Origin of the sequence: Methylobacterium sp. B4 (assembly GCF_003201865.1) — a bacterium.
In the GTDB taxonomy this organism is placed as follows: Bacteria; Pseudomonadota; Alphaproteobacteria; order Rhizobiales; family Beijerinckiaceae; genus Methylobacterium.
Genome location: NZ_QJJJ01000001.1, coordinates 190,064 through 213,056, shown reverse-complemented (window position 1 = coordinate 213,056; position 22,993 = coordinate 190,064). Strand labels below are relative to the sequence as shown.

Below are 22,993 nucleotides of genomic sequence, written 5' to 3'. Positions count from 1 at the left end.
GATGCCCATGAACCCCGCTTCGAAGACCGCCTCCAACGAGCCCGCAGAGCCCTTGCGCCTGCCGCCCGAGCGCATCGGCTGGACCGGCAGCTTCTTCGTCCTGTTCGGCGTCCTAGCACTCGGCGCCATCCTCGCCGCCAGCGCGGTCTACACGGCGCCGGTGGTGATCTCGGACTGGCAGGTCCGCGGGACGGCGCAGCCGGCCCCGGCCGCCCGGGTCAGCGAGGGCAAGTGCAGCACCAAGCTCGTCATCCATATCTGCGACGTGACGCTGAGCCTGCGCACGCCCCAGGGCGAGGTGAAGCGCCGGGTGAACTACGTGTTCTCCGGCCTGCATCTCGGCGATTACAGCGCCGGCGTCATGGCCGATCCGGCGCGCCCCGACCTCGTCACCACCGATCTCGGCCTCGACCGGCTCTGGAACCGGACGATCACGCTCCTCGTGCTCGCGGGCGCGATCCTGGCCTGCATCTACGGGGCGCTGCTCTCGCTGATCCGCAACCGTCGCGCGGCGGCCGGGTGACCGAGAGCACCCGCCGACCGTCTCCGTCCGCCGCCTCAGCCTGCCGCGGAAAGGGCTTTCAGAACCGCAGGATCGTCGCGGTGCCGCCGCCGCAGCCGCGCCTCGTCCGCTTCGATCGCGTCGCAGCGCAGTTTCCGGACAGCGGCGGCGATCTCCCGGCCGCGGGCCGCGTCGTAGGGCTCTTCGCCGGCCCAGTGCTGGCACCCCTTCAGCCGCGCCACGAAGGCCGCGACCTCGGCGGGGAGCTTGGCCGTCTCGGCGGCCAGCGGCGGCGCGAGGAGAAGCGCGGCGAGACACGCGGCCGAGGCTGTCCGTCCAAACATTTCGTCACGCTCCGCGCCGGGCCTGCCGCGTTGTGACGGCTTCTTAACAGCGATTCCATTTCGGGACGCGGCCCGCGTCCCTACCGACCCTTCGATCCCACTCTGTCTCAGGAGACTCCAGCGCATGATCTCACGCCGAACCGCTCTCGCTGCCGCTGCGACCTTCCTCTCCGCCCCCGCCCTCCGGGCCGAGCCGACCGTCGGCCTCGCGGAGCGGCGGGCAATCGCGGCCTACCGCGAAAGCCGCTACCCGGCGCAGGAGAAGGCGATCCAGGAGGCGGCGGGCTTCCCCGTGCCGGTCGAGGTGGCCTGGGACCAGCTCACGATTCCAGGCGACGCGAAGTACTATTCCGACGAGGGCTACTTCGAGAAGACGATCTTCGAGCCGCTGGCCGCCGGCTTGAAGGACGTGACCAAGGACCAGATGGGTCGCGAGGCGCTGCGCGCGAAACTCAAGTCGATCCGCATCCGCTTCGACGAGAAGACGGCCCCGGCCTCGAACTACCCCAACGGCCTGACCTTCGCCGGCAACGTCCTCGACGTGAACTGGCGCCCCTTCTCCAACGTGGCCGACTTCAAGGATCGGGTCGCGGCCGTGGTCCAGATCCTGGAAAAGAACCTGTGAGGATGCCGGGTCGGCCGCGGCGCCGGGCGGCCGCATCCGGCCTCGCCCTCGCGCTCGCCCTCTGCGGCGGCGCGGCGGCGGAGCCGGTGCCGGGCTCGGGCCGCTACGGTGCTCTGACCCTGGCGGTGAACGGCGGAACCGTCGCGGGCGTCTTCGACGAGAGCCGCGGCGAGGCCGGTCCCGGCGGCGCGCCGTCGTTCAGCTGCGTCTTCCTTCTGCGCGGGACGCTCTCGGGCTCCCGGGCCGCGGTCGAGACGTGGTATCCGGGCGAGGCCGAGCGCATCTCCGGCACCCTCGCCTTCACCTCCGAGGGCGCCGCCCTGACGCTCGCCGAGGACCATGGCGGCTGCCTGATGGCCAGCGGGAGCATGGTGGGCAAGCCCTACATGCTCCTGAAGACGGCGTCGGAAGCGGGCGAGACATCGGAGCGCTGGCAGGCGGTGGGCCTGGTGACCGCCCGCCGCGCCGGCCTGAGGCCGGAGCCCGGTCCCGCCCCGAAGCGCAGCCCCTACCTCGTCGAGAACGACCCGGTCGCGGTGCTGGAGCGCCGCGAGAGCTGGGTACGGGCGCTCTACCAGGGCGGCAAGGCCCCGGTCGCGGGCTGGCTTCCGGCGGCCGACCTCGCCCTCGCCGGTCCTTGAGATGCTCGTGGACGCCTCCCTGCGGACGCGCTTCGCCGAACTCTGGACCCGCACGGCAGACGGCGCCGACGCGCAAGCCGCGTGGCGGGCGCTTCAGAGCGGCTACGGCGCGGTCGGACGCCACTATCACGGCTGGTCCCACGTCGCGGATCTGCTGGCGGGGCACGACGCGGTGCGCGGCATGGCCGATTTTACCGGGCTCGACCATGACGCGGTCGATCTGGCGATCTTCTTCCACGACGCCGTCTACGACACCGGCCGCAACGACAACGAGGCGCGAAGCGCCGAATTGCTCGCGGCGCAAGCCGGAGAGGCCGCCGAAACGGACCGGGTTCGAGCGGCGGAGGCAATGATCCGGGAGACCGCCGCGCACGGGCCGAGCGCCGACCCGGCCACCCACCTGATGCTCGACCTCGACCTCGCGGTGCTCGGGGCTCCCCCACCCGCCTACACGGCCTACGCAGCGGCGATCCGGCAGGAATACGCCGCCGTCCCGGACATCGCTTGGCGTTTCGGCCGTGGGTGCGTGCTCGAACGCTTCCTCGCCCGATCGCGCCTCTACCAGACCGACCTCTTCCACGACCGCCTGGAGGCCAACGCCCGCGCCAACCTCGCGGCGGAGGCTGCCGCACTTCAGTCCGGCAGTTCCGGAATTTGAGCCGGATGCGCTCGACGTGTCGTGCGGCTCTTCCCGCCTCGGCCGCCCTCCTCGGTCTCGGCGCCCTTGCGATGGAGAGCCGGTTCGGAAGCACGGCCGTCGGATCGGACGCCACCCTACGGCCTCGCACGCCGCGACAGGCAGGGCAGGGTGAACGCCGATTGCAGCGACACGATCCAGCGCAACGGCCTGACCTTCCATTTCGACCTGCAAGCGAAGAGCGTCGCGGTGTCCGAGCGCGTCCCGGGTGGCCTGCGGGCGCGTCTCGCGGCGTGACGGCGCAAGGCAATGAGAGGGCGGAGAGCGGCTGCGCGGACCGAAGCGCGACGAAAAATCCGTCGAGGCTTCCCGGAACGCCGGACGCGATGGCGCGTCTCTTAACGGGATAGGCAGCGAGGAGGCGAGGATGTCGGTTTTCCAGATTCGGCAGAGCGGGACGGGCGCGATCCTCTGGACCGGCGCTGCCGCCAACGAGATCCAGGCCATGGACGCCATGGCGCACGAGGCCGGCTACTATGATCATTCCGACCTGCCCGAGAGCGTGCGCGGGCGGGGATTGAGGGTCGAGGCGCTGAGCTTCGGCGCCGCACCGACCCAGGCCAATGCGGGCCGGGTGCAGGGCGGCCGCACGGGCCAGTTCGCCCAGCACAGCGGGTCGGGCAGCCAGGGCGCCGACAGGGCCACGGGTTAAGCCACCTCCCGCCACAGCCGCGAATGAGTGGACGTGATCGTCCGACCGGACGACGGTCCGCGGACGGTTGCCGGCTCTCCTGATGCTGCGTGTCGGAACGATTGGGACGCAGCGTCAATCATCGGAGTGAAGCGCCGCGCTCGTGCGTTGACATCATACCCGTTCCCTGTCGGGGACGAGGTCCCTCTCTTTCCCCCGCCCGGCTCCGCCGCGGCGGGTTTTTTCATGCCATCCGCTCAAGCGTCGAGCTCCGTCGCAGCGGTGATCCGGAGAGAACGCCAGCCGTAGAGCAGGCGAAGCGCGACAGCGGTTGACGGTCGCCAATCCGGGTAGACCTCGCCATCAAAACCGGGCAAAAGTGGCAATACACGCTCTGAAAGCGCGGTACGGGAGGTCGGGTGATGCGTGGCAGGGTCGGCCTGTCGATGGGGCTGACGCTCGGCGCCTGTGCCGCCCTCGCGCTCTTCCTGCTGTCGGAAACCGGGGCCGGCCTGCGGGTGAAGGCCGGTCCGGTCCTCGCCGACCTGCAGCACCGCTTCGCCGGCCCGACCTCGCCCGCCGCCCCTCCTCCGGCGCCGTCCCGGCCCGCCTCGCGGGTCTCCGTGGAGGACGGGCGCACGGTGGTGCGCTTGAGCGACGACGAGCAGGCGCGCATCGGCGTCGCGACGGTTCGCTTCAACCGGGCGCCGCATCGGATCGAGGTGCAGGCCTACGGCTCCGTCCTCGATCTTGCCCGGGTGACCGAACTCACCAACAACTACGCCAGCGCCAAGGCTCAGTTGCAGACCGCGGAAGCCAAGGCGGCGGTCTCGCGCAACGCCTTCAACCGGGCGCGCAACCTCGGCCAGTACGCCACGCAGGTCCAGCTGGAGACGACCGAGGGCACCTTCCGCACCGACGAGGCCGCGCTCACCGCGGCCCAGTCCCAGGTCCGCACGCTGGCCGCGACGGCACAGCAGGAATGGGGCACGGTCATCGGCCGGGCCATCGTCGAGCGTTCCGGCGTCATCACCCGCCTGATCGAGCGGGCCGAATTTCTCGTGCAGGTGACGTTGCCGCCCGGCGAGACGCTGAAGGCACCGCCCGGCACCGCCTATGCCGAGGTGCCCCCGCAGAGCGAGCGCGTCCCCATGCGCTACGTCTCGCCCGCGACGCGCACCGACCAGCGCATCCAGGGCGTGAGCTACTTCTACACGGTCGCGGGCGAGAGCGGGCTCTTGCCGGGCATGAGCACGCTGGCCTTCCTGACCTCGGAGCGGGAAACCCCGGGGATCGCCGTGCCGGAGAGCGCGGTGGTGCACTGGCAGGGGCGCGCCTGGATCTACCGCAGCGTCGGCGACGACGCCTTCGCGCGCCACCTCCTGCCGATCGACGCGCCGATCTCGGCCGATTCCTTCGTCCTCGACGACCTCGGTGACGCGGCGGAGATCGTCGTCACCGGGCCGCAGGCGGTGCTGTCCGAGGAGATGAAGGGCCAGATCCAGGCCTCCGGCGAGACGGACGACGACTGAACATGTCCGACGAACGGCTCGCGCAGCATCCGGCCCGGGACGCTGACGCTTCCGCCCGCCCTGCGGCCCGCACACCGTCCGGCCCCCAGGCGGCGCTCGTGGCCTTCGCCGTGCGCCGGCCCGGGATCGTGCTGGCCGTGGTGCTGGCCCTGGCCGCTTACGGCATCGTCGCCCTCGGTTCGGCCAAGTACGACGTCTTCCCGGAATTCGCGCCGCCCACGGTGACGGTCCAGACCGAGGCGCCCGGCCTCAACCCGGAACAGGTCGAGGTGCTGGTGACGCAGGCCGTCGAGGTCGCGATCGGCGGCCTGCCGGGTCTGGCGACCATGCGCTCGAACTCGATCCAGGGCCTGTCGGTCATCACCGTCACCTTCACCTCGGGCAGCGACATCTACCGGGCGCGCCAGCTCGTGAACGAGCGCCTCGCCGCGGTGGCGAGCCGGCTGCCGCAGGGCGCGCTGCCGCCGGCAATGACGGCGCTGACCTCGTCCACCAGTTCGGTGCTCCTGATCGGCCTGACCTCGCCGACGCGCTCCGCGATGGATCTGCGCACGGTCGCCGATTGGCGCCTGCGCCTGCGCCTGCTGGCGGCGCCGGGCGTCGGCGAGGTGCTGGTCTACGGCGGCGACGTCCGCTCGATCCGCATCCAGGTCCGTCCGCAGGATCTCATCCGCTTCCGCATCGGCCTCAACGACGTGCTCGCCGCCGGACGCAAGGCGACGGGCGTGCGCGGGGCGGGCTTCGTCGACACGGTCAACCAGCGCATCACCCTGCAGACCGAGGGCCAATCCCTGACGCCGGAGGCGGTGGCCCGCACCGTCCTCGTCAACGAGGGCGGGGCGAGCGTGGTGCTCGGCGACGTGGCCGACGTGGCCGACGCCCCGGAGCCGTCGATCAGCGCCGCGCTGGTCGACGGGCAGCCGGGCGTCCTGCTGATGGTCGGGGCGCAGTACGGCGCCAACACCCTCGACGTGACGGCACAGGTCGAGGCGGCTCTCGCCGAGCTGCGGCCCGGGCTGGAGCGGGACGGGATCGCCCTGCGCGCCGACCTGTTCCGCCCGGCGAACTTCGTGACGCAAGCCACCAGCAACGTGGTCCAGGCGCTGGCGCTCGGCGGCATCCTCGTCGTGGTGGTGCTGTTCGTCTTCCTCGCCGACTGGCGCACCGCGCTCATCAGCGCCACGGCGATCCCGCTCTCGCTGATCGGCGCCGTGCTGGTGCTCGGCGCGCTGGGCGAGAGCCTCAACACGATGACCCTGGGCGGTCTGGCCATCGCCATCGGCGAGGTCGTCGACGACGCGGTGATCGGCGTCGAGAACGTGATGCGCCGCCTGCGGGAGAACCGCCGCTCCGAGGCTCCGGCGCCGGAGGCGCGGGTGGTGTTCGACGCCATCCTGGAGGTGCGGGTCTCGGTCGCCTACGCCACCTTCGCGGTGCTGCTCGTGTTCCTGCCGGTGCTGGCGCTCACGGGCGTGCCCGGCCGCCTCTTCGGGCCGCTGGCGCTCGCCTACATCCTGGCCGTGCTGACCTCGCTCGCCGTCGCCCTGACGGTGACGCCGGCCCTGTCCCGGCTGCTGCTCGCCGGCCGCACGAACCTGCCGAGCCGGGACCCGCCGGTCTCCCGCGCCGTGCGCAGCGCCTATATCCGCGGGCTCGCACGGCTCAACCGGCGCCCGCGGCTCGTCTTCGCGGCCAGCCTCGCGGCCACGCTCGGAGGGGCGGCGCTGGTTCCCTCCTTCGGCGGCATGTTCCTGCCGGACCTCAAGGAGGGCCATCTCATCCTGCACATGGCCAGCGCGCCGGGCACCTCGCTGCAGGAGACGCTGCGGCTCGGCGAACGGCTCACGGCCGGGCTCAAGGCGGTGCCGGGCGTGCGCGCCGTCGCCCAGCAGGTCGGGCGGGCCGAGGCCGGCTACGATCTCGGCGGCACCCACGACAGCGAGGTCCATGTCAGCCTCGAGCCGGGCCTCGACGGCGCCGCGCAGGAGCGGGCCGAGGCCGGCATCCGGGCGCTGATGGCGGCTACCCCCGGGGCGAGCTTTTCGCTGAAGACCTTCCTGACCGAGCGCATCGAAGAGGTGGTCTCGGGCTTCACCGCCCCGGTCGTGGTCAGCGTCTACGGCTCGGATCTCGACCGGATCGAGGCCGCCGCCCGGGATGTGGCCCGGGAACTGGCCGAGGTTCGGGGCGCGGCCGATGTCCAGCTCCGGTCCCCGCCGGGTCTGCCGCAGATCAACGTGAGCCTGCGCCCGGCCGACCTGCGCCACTGGGGCCTCGACGCCATCGAGGTGCTGGAGATCGTGCGCACCGCCTATCAGGGCGACACGGTGGGTCAGGCCTACGAGGGCAACGCCGTCTTCAACGTCGTGGTGGTGCTGGAGCGGGCCGCGCGCACGCGCCTGCCGACGCTGGGCGATCTGCCGCTGCGTACACCGAGCGGCAGCTACATCCGGCTCTCCCAGGTGGCCGACGTCTACGCGACCTCGGGCCGTTACGCCGTCGGGCATATCGGCGCCCAGCGCGTGCGGGTGGTGACGGCGAACGTGGAGGGGCGCGACGTCGCCTCCTTCAGCGAGGCGGCCAAGCGCAAGATCGCCCGCGAGGTGACGCTGCCCGCCGGCACCTTCGTCGGCTTCGGCGGCGCGGCCGAGGCCCAGGCGCGGGCGACCCGCGACCTCGCCCTCGCTTCGGCGCTGGCCGGGCTCGGGATCGTGCTGCTGCTGCTGATCGTGACGGGTTCGCTCACCAACCTCGCCCTGGTGCTCGTCAACACACCCTTCGCCTTCATCGGCGGCGTGCTGGCGGTCGCGCTCAGCGGAGCGGTGATCTCGCTGGGCTCGATCGTGGGCTTCGTGACCCTGTTCGGGATCTCGCTGCGCAACACCATCATGATGATCGCGCATTACGAGCATCTCGTCCTCGTCGAGGGACGGCCGTGGAACGCCGCCGCGGCCATCGAGGGCGCGGCGGATCGTCTGGTGCCGATCCTGATGACCTCCCTCGTCACCGGCCTCGGCCTGCTGCCGCTCGCGCTGGGCGCCGGGGAGCCCGGCCGGGAGATCGAGGGGCCGATGGCGCTCGTCATCCTCGGTGGGCTCGCGACCTCGACCGTCCTCAACCTCGCCGTGCTGCCGCTGCTGGCGCTCCGCTTCGCCCGGTTCCGGCCGCGGGAGCACGCGGTCTGATCCACGGCCCGGACCCGGTTCAGAACGGCCAGGGCTCCGGCTCGTCCTCGACCGGCAGCCGCTCGCCCGGCGAGATCAGCGGCACGATCTGGTCGAGGGGCTGCGGCACGCGGATCGTGCGGCCCGCCGCGGTGATGAAGGTCTCGTTGCGCATCAGGTCGGTGTCGCTCACCGCCTGCACGCTGGAGACGCGCAGCAGGTGGCGACAGCCGTCCCCGTCCTGTACCTGCAGGTAGGCGCCGACCCGCCGCACCGCTTCCAACGTCGAATCCTCCGCCTCGATGAGACCGCTCGATGGGACGCGAAGCCTAGAGATGTTCGCTTGATGTTCCAAGTTCGTCGGGACGGGCCGAGGGGCGACGGCGCTTGCCGGCGGGCGGCGATCGAACCATCCCGAACTGACGGCCGCACGAGACGACCATGAACGCCCCTTCGCCGCCCATTCTGGACGCTCTCCGCCGGGGCGATCTCGCCGGAGCGCGGGAGCTGCGCTTCGACGGCCCGCTGCGGGAACTCCCCTCCGAGATCTTCGGCCTCGCCGACACACTCGAACGGCTCGATCTGAGCGGCTGCGGCCTCTCCGAATTGCCCGACGATCTCGGCCGGCTGCACCGGTTGCGCGTCCTGTTCTGCTCGGGCAACCGCTTCGAGCGGCTTCCGCCGGCCCTCGGGGACTGCGCCTCCCTGAGCCAGGTCGGCTTCCGTGCGACCGGCCTGCGCGAGGTCCCCGCGGAGGCGCTGCCGCCGAAGCTGCGCTGGCTGACGCTCACCGACAACCGCATCGAGCACCTGCCCGACGCCCTCGGCGAGCGGCCCGACCTGCAGAAGCTCATGCTGGCGGGAAACCGGCTGCGTGCCCTGCCGCCGACCTTCGCGGGCGCGGACCGGCTCGAACTCCTGCGCCTGTCCGCCAATCGCTTCGAAACACTGCCGCCCTGGCTCGTGCGACTGCCGCGGCTCGCCTGGATCGCCTGGGCGGGCAATCCCTTCGAAGGCGAGCCGGCGCCCACCCGGGTGCCGCGCGTGTCCTGGGACGCACTCGAACTCGGGGCCCAGTTGGGCGAGGGGGCCTCGGGCCGGATTCACCGGGCGCTCTGGCGCGCCGGAGCCGGAGAGCAGCAGCCCGTCGCCGTGAAGCTGTTCAAGGGCCGCATGACCAGCGACGGCCTGCCCGAGCGGGAGATGGCCGCCTGCCTCGCCGCCGGGCGGCACCCCAACCTCACCGGGGCCTTGGGGCAGGTGGAAGGGCACCCCGAGGGGACCGACGGGCTGATCATGCCGCTGATCCCGGACGGCTGGCGTGTGCTCGCGGGTCCGCCGAGCCTGGAGAGCTGCAGCCGCGACGTCTACGCGGGCGATCTTTCCCTGCCGCTCGACGCGGTCCGCCGCATCGCCCGCGCGGTGGCGCGGGCGGCGGCCCATCTCCACGGGTGCGGCCTGCTCCACGGCGACCTCTACGCCCACAACACTCTTTGGGACGGACGCATAGGTGAGGCGGTCCTGAGCGATTTCGGTGCGGCCTGCCGTCTGCCGTCCGGCGAGGACGGCGCGGCCTGGCAACGCGTCGAGACCCGCAGCTGGGGTATCCTGCTCGGCGAATTGCTCGAACGCTGCGGCGCCGACCCCTCCGAGCTGGCCTCGCTGCGCGCGCTGGAGCGGGCCTGCCTCGGGGCCGATCCGCGCGACCGGCCCTCGATGCTGGACATCCTTCACGTCTTGTCGTCGGATCGTCGCGTCGATGCGTGATCCATCCTCGTCATCGCCGCGTTGTGTCAGGCGTTGACCGTGGCCGGTGACCGGCCGCGCCGCGAGGCGGACAGGCCGAAGAAGCAGGACGAGGACGGATGAGCGAACCGCGCGAGATCGAACTGAAGCTGGAATGCGAGGTCTCCGACCTTGCCACCCTTCAGGGCCATCCGCTCCTGCACGACGCGTCCGCGCAGGAGGAGGCGGATCTCCGCTCGGTCTATTTCGACACGCCCGACCGGCAGTTGCAGGCGGGCAAGCTCGGCCTGCGGGTGCGCCGCGTCGGCGGCCGCTTCGTCCAGACCCTGAAGGCCGAGGGCGACGGCCTGTTCGACCGGCCGGAATGGGAGCAGCCTGTGGAGGGTCCCGAGCCCGACCGCGCGGCGCTCGCCGACACGCCCTTCGCGCGCCTGATCGACGAGGATGCGGAGCTCGAACCGCTGTTCACGACGGCGATCAAACGCCGGACCTACCTCGTCGAGCAGGGTCCCTCGCGCATCGAGGTCGCGCTCGATACCGGCCGGATCGAGGCGCCCGCCGCCGGCGACCGCATCCTGCCGATCTGCGAGGTCGAACTCGAACTGAAGGAGGGCACGGCGAGCGACCTGTTCGCGCTGGCCCACGCCGTCGCCACCCTCGTGCCCGTACGGCTCGGCGTGCGCAGCAAGGCGGAGCGGGGCTACGCCCTGGCCGCCGGCGAGATCGACCGGGTGCGCAAGGCCGAGTCGGTTCCCCTGCACGAGGACATGAGCGCGGCAGAGGCCTTCCGGGCGGTCGCCCATGCCTGCCTGCGCCACATGCGCCTGAACGAAGCCATCCTGCTGAAGGGCCGCGACGCCGACGCCCTGCACCAGATGCGCGTCGCGATCCGCCGGCTGCGCTCCGCCTTCTCGCTGTTCGGCGACGTCGTGGACGATCCTCTCGGCACCCGGATCCGTACGGAGTTGAAGGAGGTCACCGAGCCGCTGGGTCGCGCGCGCAACCTCGACGTCTTCCTGGCCACGATCCTGCCCGCCGAGCGCGAACGGCACCCGGACGAGGTCGGCCTGCTCGGTCTGGAGCGGCAGTTGGAGGAAGAGCGCCTGGCGGCCTACCGCGACGTCGATGTCCTCCTGGGTTCGGACGAGTGGCGGATGCTGCTGCTCGACCTCGTCAGTTGGATCAATGCCGGCCCCTGGCTGCGGGACGAGGGCAAGGGCCGCGCCTCGCTGCGCGACGAGCCGGCCCGCGTCTTCGCGGCGCGTGAACTCGACCGGCGCCGGCGGCAGGTGAAGAAGCGCGGGCGCCATCTCGACGAGCTCGAGCCGGAGGAGCGCCACCGGGTCCGCATCGCCGCCAAGAAGCTGCGCTACGGTGCCGAGTTCTTCGCTGCGCTCTACCCGGAGAAGAAGTCGCGCAAGCGTCACGTCGCCTTCGGAAAGGCCCTGTCGGAACTGCAGGACGAACTCGGCGCGCTCAACGACATCGCCACGGGGCACGAATTGGTGCGGGAATTGGCCGACGTACCCGCCGGCGCCTCGACCCTGTTCGCGGCCGGGATGACCGCCGCCGACATCGAGTCGCGCAGCCGCAAGCTCCTGGAGGCGGCCGCGGAGGCGCACGAGGATCTCGTCGAGACCAAGCCGTTCTGGCGCTGAACCCGTCCGCGCACGGCACCCCCGTGTTGCGCTGAACTCGATAGTGCGTAAACCTTTTCTTGCCTAAGCCGATGCGGTTGAAGGGCGGCGGGGAAACATCCCGCCGCTCAGGTCGTAGCTCCGTGATGCGTTTCGAGGTCGAGCGGAAGTTCCTAGTGGCCGACGACGGCTGGCGGGCGGGCGTGGTGAGGCGGCACTGCCTGACCGACGGCCTGATCGGGCAGTTCGAGACCGGCAAGGTCCGAGTGCGCCTCGATGAGGAGCGCGCCTGGATCACCGTCAAGGGCGCGCGCGTCGGCCTGTCCCGGCCGGAATTCGAGTACGAAATCCCGCGCCTCGACGCGCAGTCGATGCTGAGTCTGGTGTGCGACACCTGCCTGATCGAGAAGACGCGCCACTGCGTGCCCCATGCCGGACATGTCTGGGAGATCGACGTCTACGGCGGCAGCCTCGCCGGGCTGATCCTGGCGGAGGTCGAGCTGGAACACGAGGCCGAGGCCTTCGAGCGCCCGCTCTGGCTCGGCATGGAGGTGACCGGCGATCCGCGCTTCCGCCAATCGTCCCTGCTGCGGCGGTTCGGAGAAGCCGGCCGTCTCGTCACCCTGGAAGAGGTCCTGGCGTCCCCGAGCTGAAGCGGCGGAGCCGTCCTCAGGCGGCCGTCGGCGCGTCGGGGGGACCGGCGACGTGGCGGAGCTTGTCGGGATTGCGGGTGATGTAGATGCCCGCGACCCGCCCATCGCGGATGTCGAGGGCGGTGACCTGAAGCACGCCGCCGCGCTCCAGGCTGACATAGCCCGGCAGGCCGTCCACCCGCACCGGCCTGAGAAAGGCAGCGGGGGCGTCGGCATATTTGCGGGCGAGCCCGGCGAAGAGGCGCAGGACCCGCTCGATCCCCGCGATGGGATTGAGGACGGCGAGCACCTTGCCGCCGCCATCCGCCCGGATCGTGACGTCGTCGGAGAGGCGCCCGCGCAGGGCGGCGACGTCGCCGCTCTGCGCGGCAGCGAAGAAGGCCCGCGCGATGCGCTCACCCTCCTCGGGGCCGAGGCGATAGCGCGGGCGCTCGGCCCGGACATGCCGGCGCGCCCGCACCGCGAGTTGGCGGATCGCCGGCGCCTCCCGCCCCAGGGTCGCCGCTACCTCGTCGAGGGGCACGCCGAACACGTCGTGCAAGAGGAAGGCGGCCCGCTCCAAGGGCGAGAGCCGCTCCAGGGCCATCATCAGCGTCAGGGTGAGGTCGTCATCGTCCGACACCTCCTCGGCCATCTCGAGATAGGGCTCGGGCAACCACGCCCCGACATAGAGCTCCCGCCGGGCTCGGGCCGATTTCATCGCATCGAGGCAGAGCCGCGTGACGATCCGCGACAGGAACGCGCCCGGCACGCTGACCGAGGCGCGGTCGGCCGCCTGCCAGCGCAGCCACGCGCTCTGGACCACGTCCTCCGCCTCGGCGACCGATCCGAGCATGCGGTAGGCGAGGCGGGTGAGCCGGGCCCGCTCCGCCTCGAACGGATCGGAGTCCTCAGGCCGCACCGCGCGACGGGTCCGGTTCGTGGACGCCCCGCAGGCCGACCTGCAAGCGGTTCCAGAGGTTGATGGCGCCGATCTGAAGCGTGAGCTGCACCTGTTCGCCCTCCATGTAAGCCTCACGCAGCCTGGCGTAGTCGGCATCCGGCGCGCCCGTCTCGGACAGGCGCGTCAGTGCCTCGGTCCAGGCGAGCGCGGCCTGCTCCCGCGGGGTGTAGAGGCTCGACTCGCGCCAAGCATCGAGCAGGTATATCCGCATTTCGCTCTCGCCGTGGCGGCGGGCCTCGGTGGCGTGCAGGCCGATGCAATAGGCGCAGCCGTTGATCTGCGAGGCGCGCAGCTTCACCAGATCGAGCAGGCCGCGTTCCAGCCCACCCTGCCGTAGGCTCGCCTCGACCGCCATCATCGCTTTGATGGCGGCGGGTGCATGGTCGTAGGGGTTTTCGACGCGCGGTGTCATGGGTCTCTCCGGAACGTTGCTTCGGACGTCGTTTCAGCGGATCGGCGTGGTGAGCACGGTCTCGTTCGTGTCGAGGACGAAGACCGCGAGCAGGCGCGCCGGCTCGGTGGCGCTCGCATTGGCGCTGAGCCCGTGGCGGTCGCCGGGCATCTCGGCGAAGCTCTCGCCCGCGCGGTAGACGCGCTCCGGCCCGTCGTTCACGCGGCTGCGGATCGCCCCCTCCAGCACGGTTGCGTAGATGAAGGCGCTCGGCGCGTGCGTATGCGCGGGTGAGGCGCCCCCCGGCCCGTAGCGGACGAGCACCGCCCGCAGGCTCTTGCCCGGCACGTTGGGCAGGGCGCGGTCGAACACGATCGTCGCGGCCTCGCCCTCGGGTTGCGCGGAAGCGCGCTCGCCCCCCGCTTCGTGGGCGGAAGCGCTGCCCGTGAGCAGCGTCGCGAGTGCGGCGGCGCGCAGGCGTGATCCGATCATGGTGGTGTCTCCATCGATCCGGCGGGACGGGCCGAAGCCGGCTCATCCGGTGCCTCGCCCCCTATGACGAGACGCCTCCGCCGGACGTGACATGCCGCGCGCGATTTTTTGGCGGACGGCGGACGGCTTCGTCGCCGGCCCGCGCCGCGCTATGAGGGTAGCGAGCGAAGTTCGAACCGGGAGCCGGGCGAGTGTTGGAGCAGGCAGCGCGTCCGGGCGGGGCCGGCCTCTTGCGCGCGCTGCGTTCCGCCCGCCCGAGCACGCGGCAGCTTCGCCTCTTCAGCGGCCTCGTGCTGTTCGCCTACGTGCTCACGCACCTTCTCACCCACGCGCTCGGCAATGTCTCGCTCGGGGCTATGGAGGCGGGGCTCGCCGTCAAGGTCGCGCTCTGGCGCACGCAGCCCGCTCTGGTGCTTCTCTACGGAGCGCTTCTCCTGCATCTCGTCCTGGGCCTGCACGCCCTCTACGAGCGGCGCTTCTTCCGCCTGCGCCCGGTCGAGACGGCGCAATTCTTGCTCGGGCTCGCCGTACCCGTGCTGCTTCTCAGCCACGTCGTCGGCACGCGCTTGGCCTGGAGCCTGGAGGAGATCGAGCGCGGCTATCCGCAGGTGCTCTACGCCACCTGGGTCGCGAATCCCGGCTCGGGCGCGATGCTGGCGGCCGGGCTCGTCGCCGCTTGGCTGCACGGCTGCTTCGGGCTCTATTTCTGGCTCCGGCTGAAGCGCGGCTTCGCCCGCGCCGCGCCCTGGCTGCTCGCGGGCGCGGTGCTCGTTCCGGTGCTCGCCCTGCTCGGCGGCGTCCAGGGCGGGCGCAGCGTCGCACGTCTTGCCGCCGATCCGGCCTGGCGGGCCGAGTTCCTGGCGCCCGGCCATATCGGTCTGCCCGCGCAGGGCGAGCGCTTGGCGGCCGTGCGGCGCGGGCTGATGGAAGCCTACGCGGCGGCGCTCGCCCTCGTGGTGCTGGCCCGCGGCCTGCGCACCCTGGCCGAGACCCGCGGCGGTTTCGTGCGCATCACCTATCCCGACGGGCGGATCGTCCGGGTGCCCCGCGGCAGCAACGTGCTGGAGGCGAGTCGCCGGGGGCGGGTGCCCCATGCCAGCGTCTGCGGCGGACGCGGGCGCTGCTCGACCTGCCGCATCCGGGTCGTCGATGCCGAGCGGGGCCGCTTCCTGCCAGAACCGGAGCGGGCGGAGCGCCTCGTCCTCGACCGCATCGGCGCGAGCCCCGGCATCCGGCTGGCCTGCCAGCTCCGGCCAGACCGCGACCTGACCGTCGCGCCGCTCTTCACCCCGCAGGCCCGCAACGCCCCGAGCCACGACACGGAGCGGGCCGCGACCGGGGAGGAGCGCTTCGTCGTCGTGTTGTTCGCGGACCTGCGCGGCTCGACCCGGCTGGCGGAGGAGCGGCTGCCCTACGACACGGTCTTCGTGATCGGCCGCTTCCTCGGCGCGGTCGGCCGGGGCGTGCGCGAGGCGGGCGGATCGGTGAACCAGCATCTCGGCGACGGACTGATGGCGATCTTCGGCCTCGACGGCGATCCGAAGACGGCGGCCCGCGCGGCGCTGGCGGCGGTGGATGGGATCGCGGAGCAGGTGGAGCAGCTCAACCGAACGCTTGCCGCCGATCTCGGCGAGCGGCTGCGCTACGGTATCGGCCTGCATGCCGGCACGGCCATCGTCGGCGAGATGGGCGACGAGGCCGAGTCCCGCTTCACGGTGCTCGGCGACACGGTCAACGTGGCCGCGCGGCTGGAGGGACTGACGAAGGCGATGGGCAAGGTCGCCGTGATCTCGGAGGCCGTCTACGCCGCCGCCGGCCTGTCCGCCGGGGACCTGCACGAGGTGACGCTCACCGGGCGGGCGCAGCCGCTGCGGGTCCGGTTGATCGAGGCCCGCGCGACGGCCGCGCTGCAGGACGGCTGACCGTCTCCGCGCCCGACGACGGGGCGCGGAAAACCCTTACGCTTGGGACGCCTGCCGTCATGGCGAGGCGAAGCGGTGACGGTGCGCGGTGCCCTCAGCGGGCGGGTGCAGTGCCGGTCGAGCCGGTGGCCGCGGAGGCCGACGGCTTGATCGCCCACAATTCCGTCGGCAGGCTGACCGGCGCGCCGGGCTTGTAGTCGGCCGAATCCTGGATGTGCGAGGTGGTGACGTAGATCGTCCCGTCCGGCCCCTCGCTGAAGGTGTCCGGCCAGCGCAGGTTCGGATCCTGCACGAGGGTGGTGAGCCCGTCCTTGCCGGCTGCGAGGTCGCGCACCTTCACCGCATTGTCCTGCGGCGAGGTCACGTACATCCGCCCGTCTCGCTTCGCGATCAGCAGGCCGTCGGCGACGCCGTTCTCGCCCACCTTGGTCACCTTGCCGGACAGGCTCTTGTCGGTGAGCGTGTCGGGCACGACCGAGGCGGCGGCCCAGCCGGTGAGCGCGTCGGTCGGCAGGCTGTAGAGCGTCTTGCCCTTGATCGCTTGCCAGTAGAGCGTCTTGCCGTCGTTCGAGAGCGCGATGCCGTCGGCGGAGAATTCCACGCCGCGCCCGTCGGGCCGGCGCAGCGGCTTGCCGTCATAGGTCACGGTCACGGATTTGTCGGGCATGGTCGAGGGATCGCCCGAGAGGATGCGCTTGGCCGAGCCGCTGTCGAGATCGACCACGATCAGCGCGCCCTCGGCGCCGGAATCGGTGAGGTAGGCGGTCTTGCCGTCGGGCGAGATCCGCACGTCGTTGAGGTAGGAGGCCTGCATCACGGTGCTGGTGTCGAAGGGGATCGTCTTGACGACCTGATTGGTCTTCAGGTCGATGCCGACGAGCTTGGGCCCGTCCTTGACCACGTGCGCCATGGCCGGGGCGGCGGCGTCCACCACCCAGAGCCGGTCCTGCCCGTCGGCCACCACGCTCTGGACGCAGACGAAGTGGTTCTTGGGGTCGATCGCGTCCTTCTTGGCGTTGCGCCAGGAATTCCACTCCGCGTCCGGGTAGGGGACCGGCTTGCCGTCCTTCAGCTCGGCCACCGAGACCGGGGCATCCTCGCTCCAGCGGGGAAAGTTGACGAAGATGCGCCCGTCGCGGGCCACCGTCACGCCGGTGACCTGATGCTCGAAGCTCGCCACCTTGGAGAGCGCAGAGCCGGCCCCTTGCGCCGCAGCGGGGAGGGGACCGGCCAGCGTGCCGGCCAGCAGGGCCGCGGCGAGGGTGTGGGACAGTCTCGGCATGGTCGGGCGATCTCGGTCGGATGCGGGGCGTTCGTCCGCTGAACCCCGGCCGATCCGGCCGAGGTCCTTCACGAAACCGTTTGCACGAGCGCGTCGGTGCCCCACTCAGGCCGGGACTTGGTCGATCGAGGTCGGCCCCGCCTCCGGCACGCGGTTGCACTTGTTAGGGCAAGCGGGAGAGCGCCTGATCGGTCTCGAGCCGCGCCCGCATCAGCGAACAGGACGGGCGATGCGCCGCGAGGCTGTCGTCGTCGAGGTTCAGGCAGAGCGGGACGCGGACCTCGAACCTCGCCTCCCGGCCGTCCAGATAGCGCAGCACGGCCTGCCGGAAGACGGTGCCGTCCTCGTCCGAGGTGTCGAGCCGCTGGTCGGCCAAAGCCGCCTGCGCCGTGCTGGCCGGGAAGGCGCCGAGCTTGGCGACGTGATCGCCGTCGCGGAGTGCGGCCTGGGAAGAGTAGGGCTCGGCCGGCGGATGGTGCGACACGTGCCCGAAGAAGTCGAGAAGCGGTGAACTTTCGCCCTTCACCGACCTGTCGAGGGCGCGGGCGGCCTGCGAGACCGCGGCCTTCACCCCCTCCGGCACCCGCGTGCCGGCCTCGAGCTGCTTCATGCTGCCGAGAAAGCCCTTGGCATCCGAATTGGGGAAGCGTCTCCGAGACGGCGAACCGGGGCCCCGCGCGAGCGTTTTCCCGCGCCGCATCGGCGTCGCGCCGCGATCCATGCCTCGTTCTTTTCGCCGGAATACGCTTTTGGCAGAGGGGCGAGGAGCGAAATCGCGCTCTCACATTCGCTGGAACGGTTCAGGTTGGTTCACCGTTACTCGCGCAGTTTTGACCATTTCGGAGGACGACATGCGCAAGTCCCTTCTCGCCGCCGCCGCGATCCTGACGCTCGCCGGTGTGTCCGGCGCCAGCGCCCAGACCACCGTGATCGAGCGCGATGCGCCGGATCGGGTCGTGGTGGATCGCCCTGCCAGCACCTCCTCGACCACCGTCGAGCGGCGCGAGAGCACCACGAGCGGCTGCTCCACCAAGTCGGTGACCAAGGAGAACGACATGGGCGACCGCAAGACGGTCACCAAGGAGACCTGCGACTGAGCCCTGTCCGGGCAGCCCGAACGAGAAGAGCCCGCCGCGGTCCCCCGCGGCGGGCTCTTCTTTTCGATGGGGCTTTCGGATCAGGCGTGGGCCAGAACCGCGAGCAGCAGCAGGGCGATGATGTTGGTGATCTTGATCGCCGGGTTCACGGCGGGGCCCGCCGTGTCCTTGTAGGGGTCGCCGACGGTGTCACCGGTCACGGCCGCCTTGTGGGCGTCCGAGCCCTTGCCGCCGTGATGCCCGTCCTCGATGTACTTCTTGGCGTTGTCCCAGGCGCCGCCGCCCGAGGTCATCGAGATCGCGACGTAGAGGCCGGTGAGGATCACGCCGAGCAGCGAGGCGCCCACCGTGGCAAAGGCCTGGGACTTGCCGGCGATCGCCTGGATCACGAAGAAGATCACGATCGGCGAGAGCACCGGCAGCAGCGAGGGGATGATCATCTCCTTGATCGCCGCCCGGGTCAGCATGTCGACGGCGCGGCCGTAATCCGGCCGGTCGGTGCCCTGCATGATACCGGGCTTGGCCCGGAACTGGCGGCGCACCTCCTCGACCACCGCGCCGGCCGCGCGGCCCACCGCCGTCATGGCGATGCCCGCGAACAGGAACGGGATCAGTCCGCCCAGCAGCAGGCCGACCACGACGTAGGGGTTGGAGAGTGAGAAATCGACGGAGACGCCCTGGAAGAAGCGGTACTGCGTCGGGCTGGCATTGGCGATGAAGTAGTTCAGGTCCGAGGTGTAGGCGGCGAACAGCACCAGCGCGCCGAGGCCCGCCGAGCCGATGGCGTAGCCCTTCGTGACGGCCTTGGTCGTATTGCCCACCGCGTCGAGCGCGTCGGTCGCCTTGCGCACGTCGGCGGGCAGGCCGGCCATCTCGGCGATGCCGCCCGCGTTGTCGGTGACGGGGCCGAAGGCGTCGAGGGCGACGATGAAGCCGGCCAGCGCCAGCATCGCGGTGACGGCGATGGCGATGCCGAACAGGCCACCCAGCGCGTAGGTGGCGATGATACCGGCCACGATGACAAGGGCGGGCAGCGCGGTCGATTCGAGCGAGATCGCCAGCCCCTGGATCACGTTGGTGCCGTGGCCCGTGACGGAGGCGGTGGCGATCGACTTCACCGGCCGGAAGTTCGTGCCGGTGTAGTATTCGGTGATGACCACGATCAGCGCCGTGATGAGCAGGCCGAGCACCGCGCAGCCGAACAGCGCGCCCGAGGAGAAGGTCAGGCCCGTATTCGTGGTGAAGGTGGTCGAGAACCCGCCGAACAGGGCGAGGTTGACGCCCGCGATGGCCACGATCGAGAGCAGGCCGGCCGCGATCAGGCCCTTGTAGAGCGCGCCCATGATCGACTGGTTGGCACCGAGCTTGACCGCGTAGGTGCCAATGATCGAGGTGACGATGCAAGCCGCTCCGATGGCGAGCGGGTAGATCATCATCGCTTCGAGCACGGCCGCGTTGCCCGCGAAGAAGATCGCGGCGAGCACCATCGTGGCGACGACCGTCACCGCGTAGGTTTCGAACAGGTCCGCGGCCATGCCGGCGCAGTCGCCGACGTTGTCGCCCACGTTGTCGGCGATGGTCGCGGGGTTGCGCGGATCGTCCTCGGGAATGCCGGCCTCGACCTTGCCGACGAGATCGCCGCCGACATCGGCGCCCTTGGTGAAGATGCCGCCGCCGAGCCGCGCGAAGATCGAGATCAGAGAGGCGCCGAAGCCCAAAGCCACGAGCGCGTCGATCACTTCGCGGCTGCCCGGCGCCAGCCCGGCGCCGCGGGTGAGGAACAGGTAGTAGAGGGCGACGCCCAGCAGCGCGAGGCCCGCCACCAGCATGCCGGTGACGGCGCCGGACTTGAACGCGACCTCCAGGCCGCCGCCGAGCGACTGGGTGGCGGCCTGCGCCGTGCGGACGTTGGCGCGGACCGACACGTTCATGCCGATGAAGCCGGCCGCGCCCGAGAGCACCGCACCGATCAGGAAGCCGATGGCGACCTTGATGCCGAGGAACCAAGCCAGAAGGACGAAGAGCACGAGGCCGACGAGGCCGATGGTGGCGTATTGGCGCCGGAGATAGGCCTGGGCCCCCTCGGCGATGGCGCCTGCGATCTCCTGCATGCGCTGTGTGCCCGCATCGCGGCGCATCACGTCACGGATGGTCACAACACCGTAGGCGACGGCGCACAGCCCGCCCACGATGATCAGCAAGAGTGCGGTCATTCGTGCGTCCTTGGATTTTGATTGTGGTTGCCGAGCCTGGCCGGGATGGCCACGGGACGATCCGCTCGGGTTATCAGGCGCCCTCCCTGGAGAAGCGGAACTTGATTGCCAAAATTCCGCCACCAGCGCAAACGCTTCGGACCGTTTACAACCTTAGAAACAGCCAAGATGCACGATACTGACAAGTTTTCGTTTGCTGCAATGCAATAATTGCGATGCAATACGATATTTCAAAGCTGAATTGGCCCCGCGGCCGAAAATGCGGCCGGGCCCGAAACGCCGAAGGGCGCAGGTTGCCCCGCGCCCTTCGGACAAGTCCGTCGATAGGCGCCGCTCCTCAGCGCAAGGGCGGAGACCGGTAGGCGGGTGCCAGCACGTAGCCGTCGGAGGGCCGGCGCGGCCCCTGAGGCGTGGCGAGCAGCAATTCGCCGAAATAGTCGTTGCCGGTGGGGCCGAAGGCGCCGCCGTTCATCACCGTCGGCACGGGCACGGCGCCGATGGCGCGCAGATCCTGACCGTCCTTGCTGATCGGCGGACCGGCGAAGCGGCCGGTCTCGGGATCGACCTCGTAGACCATCGGGCCGCGGGCCTCGCCGTAGGGGCGGTCCCGCAGGCCCTGGGCGGCGGCGGCGCCCGTCACGAGGACGAGCGAGGCGGCGAGGAAGAGAAGGCGGGCATCGGCCAAGCGCGTACTCCGTCATTGGCGGGCGTCTCGAAGGCGCGATCAAGCCCCGGGACGTGACAAGGAAACGTTGACGGGCGGAGACGCCGGGCGTCCCGCCCCCGATCCGCCGGCCTCAGCCCTTGGAGCGCAGGACGGCGCGCGGCTCGCGCACCACCGGCGTGCAGTCCGTCTTGTAGGCGTTCAGCACGAGCGGGGTCGAGTTGCAGGAATAGGCCTCCTCGGGGGAGGGGGCGGGCACGGGGTCGCGGGCCACGATCGGGTGGGGCGCGCAGGCTCCGGCGGCGGCGCCGGCGAGCGCCAGGGCGGCGAAGAGCTTCAGGCGGCGCATGCGGTTCCTCGAAACACGTCCGTCCACCGGGACGGCCCGGCGGCGGAACGGAAGACGACCCTGCGGACGGATCGCCCCGCTGACAAGCTTCTCCGGTCGCACGCGGCCCGGCGCGGAGCCGATTGCCCCGCGCCTGTCGCCCGGCCGCAACAACGGCCGGACTTTGTTCCGGGCTCTCTCAGACCGCCTTCTGCATCGGCACCACGTTGTGGAGCGTGCGGTCGGCGTTGTCGAAGAAGCGGCGCACGTTGCGCGCGGCCTGCCGGATACGCTGCTCGTTCTCCACGAGGGCGATGCGCACGAACTCGTCGCCGTGCTCGCCGAAGCCGATGCCCGGCGCGACCGCCACGTCCGACTTCTCGAGGAGCAGCTTGGAGAATTCGAGGCTGCCGAGTTCCCGGAACTTCTCCGGGATCGGCACCCAGGCGAACATCGAGGCCTCGGGGGCGGGCAGCTTCCAGCCGGCCTTGCCGAAGGACTCGATCAACGCGTCGCGGCGCTTCTTGTAGGTCGCGCGCATCTCCTTGATGCAGTCGTCCGGCCCGTTGAGGGCGGCGGTGGCCGCGACCTGGATCGGCGTGAAGGCGCCGTAATCGAGGTAGGACTTCACCCGGGTCAGCGCCGCGAGCAGCCGCTCGTTGCCCACCGCGAAGCCCATGCGCCAGCCCGCCATCGAGAACGTCTTCGAGAGCGAGGTGAACTCGACCGTGCAGTCGATGGCGCCGGGCACCTGCAGCACGGAGGGCGGCGGGTTCTTGTCGTCGAAATAGACCTCGGCATAGGCCAGATCGGAGAGCAGGATCAGCTCGTGCTTCTTCGCGAAGGCGACGAGATCCCGGTAAAAGTCGAGGCTGGCGACGTAGGCGGTCGGATTCGAGGGATAGCAGACGACGAGCGCCACGGGCTTGGGGATCGAGTGGACGACCGCCTTCTCGAGCGCCGGGAACATGGCCGGGGTCGGCTCGGCCGGCACGGAGCGGATCACGCCGCCCGCCATGAGGAAGCCGAAGGCGTGGATCGGGTAGCTCGGGTTGGGCACCAGCACCACGTCGCCCGGCGCCGTGATCGCCTGGGCCATGTTGGCGAAACCCTCCTTCGAGCCGAGCGTGGCCACCACCTGGGTCTCGGGATTGAGGCTGACGCCGAAGCGGCGCTGATAGTAGCCGGCCTGGGCGCGGCGCAGGCCGGCGATGCCCTTCGAGGCGGAGTAACGGTCGGTGCGCGGCTTGCCGGCGGTCTCGACGAGCTTCTCGATGACGTGGCGCGGCGCGTCGAGGTCGGGATTGCCCATGCCGAGGTCGATGATGTCGGCGCCCCGGGCTCGGGCTGCGGCCTTGATCCGGTTCACCTGCTCGAAGACGTAGGGGGGCAAGCGCTTGATGCGGTGGAAATCGGTCATGGCGTCGTTCTGTCCGGTGTCGCGGAACTGATCCTCCCGCAAGCGTCGACGGCGGTGAGGAGTCGGTCT

The 22,993-nt window shown here is 70.9% G+C and carries 24 protein-coding genes; 13 read left to right on the top strand and 11 right to left on the bottom strand.

Annotated features, from left to right (window positions below):
* The first annotated feature begins 7 nt into the window (after positions 1–7).
* The gene (locus BY998_RS01035; RefSeq protein ID WP_110350234.1) at positions 8–523 is read left to right on the top strand and encodes a hypothetical protein; all 516 of its coding nucleotides are present in this window, start codon (positions 8–10) and stop codon (positions 521–523) included.
* Positions 524–558: 35 nt separating this feature from the next.
* Here BY998_RS01035 and BY998_RS01030 read toward each other — a convergent pair whose 3' ends face one another.
* The gene (locus BY998_RS01030) at positions 559–846 is read right to left on the bottom strand and encodes a hypothetical protein (protein ID WP_110349758.1); all 288 of its coding nucleotides are present in this window, start codon (positions 844–846) and stop codon (positions 559–561) included.
* Between the two features lie 124 nt (positions 847–970).
* On the opposite strand from BY998_RS01030, the gene BY998_RS01025 reads away from it, so the two are divergent.
* From BY998_RS01025 to BY998_RS01000, 7 genes are all read left to right on the top strand, one after another.
* The gene (locus BY998_RS01025; protein WP_110349757.1) at positions 971–1,471 is read left to right on the top strand and encodes a hypothetical protein; all 501 of its coding nucleotides are present in this window, start codon (positions 971–973) and stop codon (positions 1,469–1,471) included.
* A gap of 2 nt (positions 1,472–1,473) precedes the next feature.
* Positions 1,474–2,112: a hypothetical protein gene (locus tag BY998_RS01020; protein WP_110349756.1), complete on the top strand. Its 639-nt coding sequence runs from the start codon at positions 1,474–1,476 to the stop codon at positions 2,110–2,112.
* A 1-nt stretch (position 2,113) separates the two neighbouring features.
* Entirely contained in the window at positions 2,114–2,770 is a 657-nt protein-coding gene (locus tag BY998_RS01015) for a hypothetical protein (RefSeq protein ID WP_110349755.1), read from the top strand.
* Between the two features lie 150 nt (positions 2,771–2,920).
* A complete protein-coding gene (locus BY998_RS24970) occupies positions 2,921–3,046 on the top strand; it encodes a hypothetical protein (RefSeq protein WP_280952870.1) in 126 nt (41 codons plus the stop codon).
* A 130-nt stretch (positions 3,047–3,176) separates the two neighbouring features.
* Positions 3,177–3,461, top strand: a complete 285-nt coding sequence (locus tag BY998_RS01010) for a hypothetical protein (RefSeq protein ID WP_110349754.1) — start codon at positions 3,177–3,179, stop codon at positions 3,459–3,461.
* A 401-nt stretch (positions 3,462–3,862) separates the two neighbouring features.
* Complete coding sequence (locus BY998_RS01005; RefSeq protein WP_110349753.1) at positions 3,863–4,972, top strand: efflux RND transporter periplasmic adaptor subunit; 1,110 nt, start codon at positions 3,863–3,865, stop codon at positions 4,970–4,972.
* A gap of 2 nt (positions 4,973–4,974) precedes the next feature.
* Complete coding sequence (locus BY998_RS01000; RefSeq protein WP_110349752.1) at positions 4,975–8,157, top strand: efflux RND transporter permease subunit; 3,183 nt, start codon at positions 4,975–4,977, stop codon at positions 8,155–8,157.
* Positions 8,158–8,176: 19 nt separating this feature from the next.
* Here the strand turns inward: BY998_RS01000 and BY998_RS00995 are convergent, their stop codons facing one another.
* The gene (locus BY998_RS00995; protein ID WP_110349751.1) at positions 8,177–8,419 is read right to left on the bottom strand and encodes a hypothetical protein; all 243 of its coding nucleotides are present in this window, start codon (positions 8,417–8,419) and stop codon (positions 8,177–8,179) included.
* 158 nt (positions 8,420–8,577) lie between these two features.
* Here BY998_RS00995 and BY998_RS00990 point away from each other — a divergent pair, with 158 nt between their 5' ends.
* The 3 genes from BY998_RS00990 (at position 8,578) to BY998_RS00980 (ending at position 12,172) form a co-directional block, all read left to right on the top strand.
* The gene (locus BY998_RS00990) at positions 8,578–9,903 is read left to right on the top strand and encodes a leucine-rich repeat-containing protein kinase family protein (RefSeq protein WP_110349750.1); all 1,326 of its coding nucleotides are present in this window, start codon (positions 8,578–8,580) and stop codon (positions 9,901–9,903) included.
* A gap of 98 nt (positions 9,904–10,001) precedes the next feature.
* Positions 10,002–11,540 (top strand): CYTH and CHAD domain-containing protein, encoded by a 1,539-nt coding sequence (locus tag BY998_RS00985; protein ID WP_110349749.1) that lies wholly within the window; start codon positions 10,002–10,004, stop codon positions 11,538–11,540.
* A gap of 125 nt (positions 11,541–11,665) precedes the next feature.
* Positions 11,666–12,172 (top strand): CYTH domain-containing protein, encoded by a 507-nt coding sequence (locus BY998_RS00980; RefSeq protein WP_110349748.1) that lies wholly within the window; start codon positions 11,666–11,668, stop codon positions 12,170–12,172.
* A gap of 16 nt (positions 12,173–12,188) precedes the next feature.
* Here the strand turns inward: BY998_RS00980 and BY998_RS00975 are convergent, their stop codons facing one another.
* Genes BY998_RS00975 through BY998_RS00965 form a run of 3 tightly spaced genes read right to left on the bottom strand, consistent with a single transcriptional unit; the run spans position 12,189 to position 13,998 of the window.
* A complete protein-coding gene (locus tag BY998_RS00975; RefSeq protein ID WP_110349747.1) occupies positions 12,189–13,073 on the bottom strand; it encodes a sigma-70 family RNA polymerase sigma factor in 885 nt (294 codons plus the stop codon).
* The gene (locus BY998_RS00970; protein ID WP_110349746.1) at positions 13,063–13,527 is read right to left on the bottom strand and encodes a carboxymuconolactone decarboxylase family protein; all 465 of its coding nucleotides are present in this window, start codon (positions 13,525–13,527) and stop codon (positions 13,063–13,065) included. Before BY998_RS00970 ends, BY998_RS00975 begins: the two co-directional genes overlap by 11 nt.
* Positions 13,528–13,560: 33 nt before the next feature.
* On the bottom strand, positions 13,561–13,998 hold the full coding sequence (locus BY998_RS00965) for a cupin domain-containing protein (protein WP_110349745.1): 438 nt from the start codon (positions 13,996–13,998) through the stop codon (positions 13,561–13,563).
* A 194-nt stretch (positions 13,999–14,192) separates the two neighbouring features.
* Here BY998_RS00965 and BY998_RS00960 point away from each other — a divergent pair, with 194 nt between their 5' ends.
* Positions 14,193–15,920, top strand: coding sequence for an adenylate/guanylate cyclase domain-containing protein (locus tag BY998_RS00960; RefSeq protein WP_110349744.1), 1,728 nt, complete (start codon positions 14,193–14,195; stop codon positions 15,918–15,920).
* 94 nt (positions 15,921–16,014) lie between these two features.
* Here BY998_RS00960 and BY998_RS00955 read toward each other — a convergent pair whose 3' ends face one another.
* Positions 16,015–17,202 (bottom strand): L-dopachrome tautomerase-related protein, encoded by a 1,188-nt coding sequence (locus BY998_RS00955; RefSeq protein ID WP_110349743.1) that lies wholly within the window; start codon positions 17,200–17,202, stop codon positions 16,015–16,017.
* A 163-nt stretch (positions 17,203–17,365) separates the two neighbouring features.
* Positions 17,366–17,812: a hypothetical protein gene (locus tag BY998_RS00950; RefSeq protein WP_245421433.1), complete on the bottom strand. Its 447-nt coding sequence runs from the start codon at positions 17,810–17,812 to the stop codon at positions 17,366–17,368.
* Positions 17,813–18,053: 241 nt separating this feature from the next.
* On the opposite strand from BY998_RS00950, the gene BY998_RS00945 reads away from it, so the two are divergent.
* Positions 18,054–18,299 (top strand): hypothetical protein, encoded by a 246-nt coding sequence (locus tag BY998_RS00945; RefSeq protein ID WP_110350233.1) that lies wholly within the window; start codon positions 18,054–18,056, stop codon positions 18,297–18,299.
* A gap of 80 nt (positions 18,300–18,379) precedes the next feature.
* On the opposite strand, the gene BY998_RS00940 is transcribed toward BY998_RS00945, so the two are convergent.
* The 4 genes from BY998_RS00940 to BY998_RS00925 form a co-directional block, all read right to left on the bottom strand.
* Complete coding sequence (locus BY998_RS00940) at positions 18,380–20,512, bottom strand: sodium-translocating pyrophosphatase (RefSeq protein ID WP_110349742.1); 2,133 nt, start codon at positions 20,510–20,512, stop codon at positions 18,380–18,382.
* 337 nt (positions 20,513–20,849) lie between these two features.
* Positions 20,850–21,197: a hypothetical protein gene (locus BY998_RS00935; protein WP_110349741.1), complete on the bottom strand. Its 348-nt coding sequence runs from the start codon at positions 21,195–21,197 to the stop codon at positions 20,850–20,852.
* Positions 21,198–21,309: 112 nt separating this feature from the next.
* The gene (locus BY998_RS00930) at positions 21,310–21,525 is read right to left on the bottom strand and encodes a hypothetical protein (RefSeq protein ID WP_110349740.1); all 216 of its coding nucleotides are present in this window, start codon (positions 21,523–21,525) and stop codon (positions 21,310–21,312) included.
* A 178-nt stretch (positions 21,526–21,703) separates the two neighbouring features.
* Positions 21,704–22,924 (bottom strand): LL-diaminopimelate aminotransferase, encoded by a 1,221-nt coding sequence (locus BY998_RS00925; protein ID WP_110350232.1) that lies wholly within the window; start codon positions 22,922–22,924, stop codon positions 21,704–21,706.
* Between the last annotated feature and the right edge of the window lie 69 nt (positions 22,925–22,993).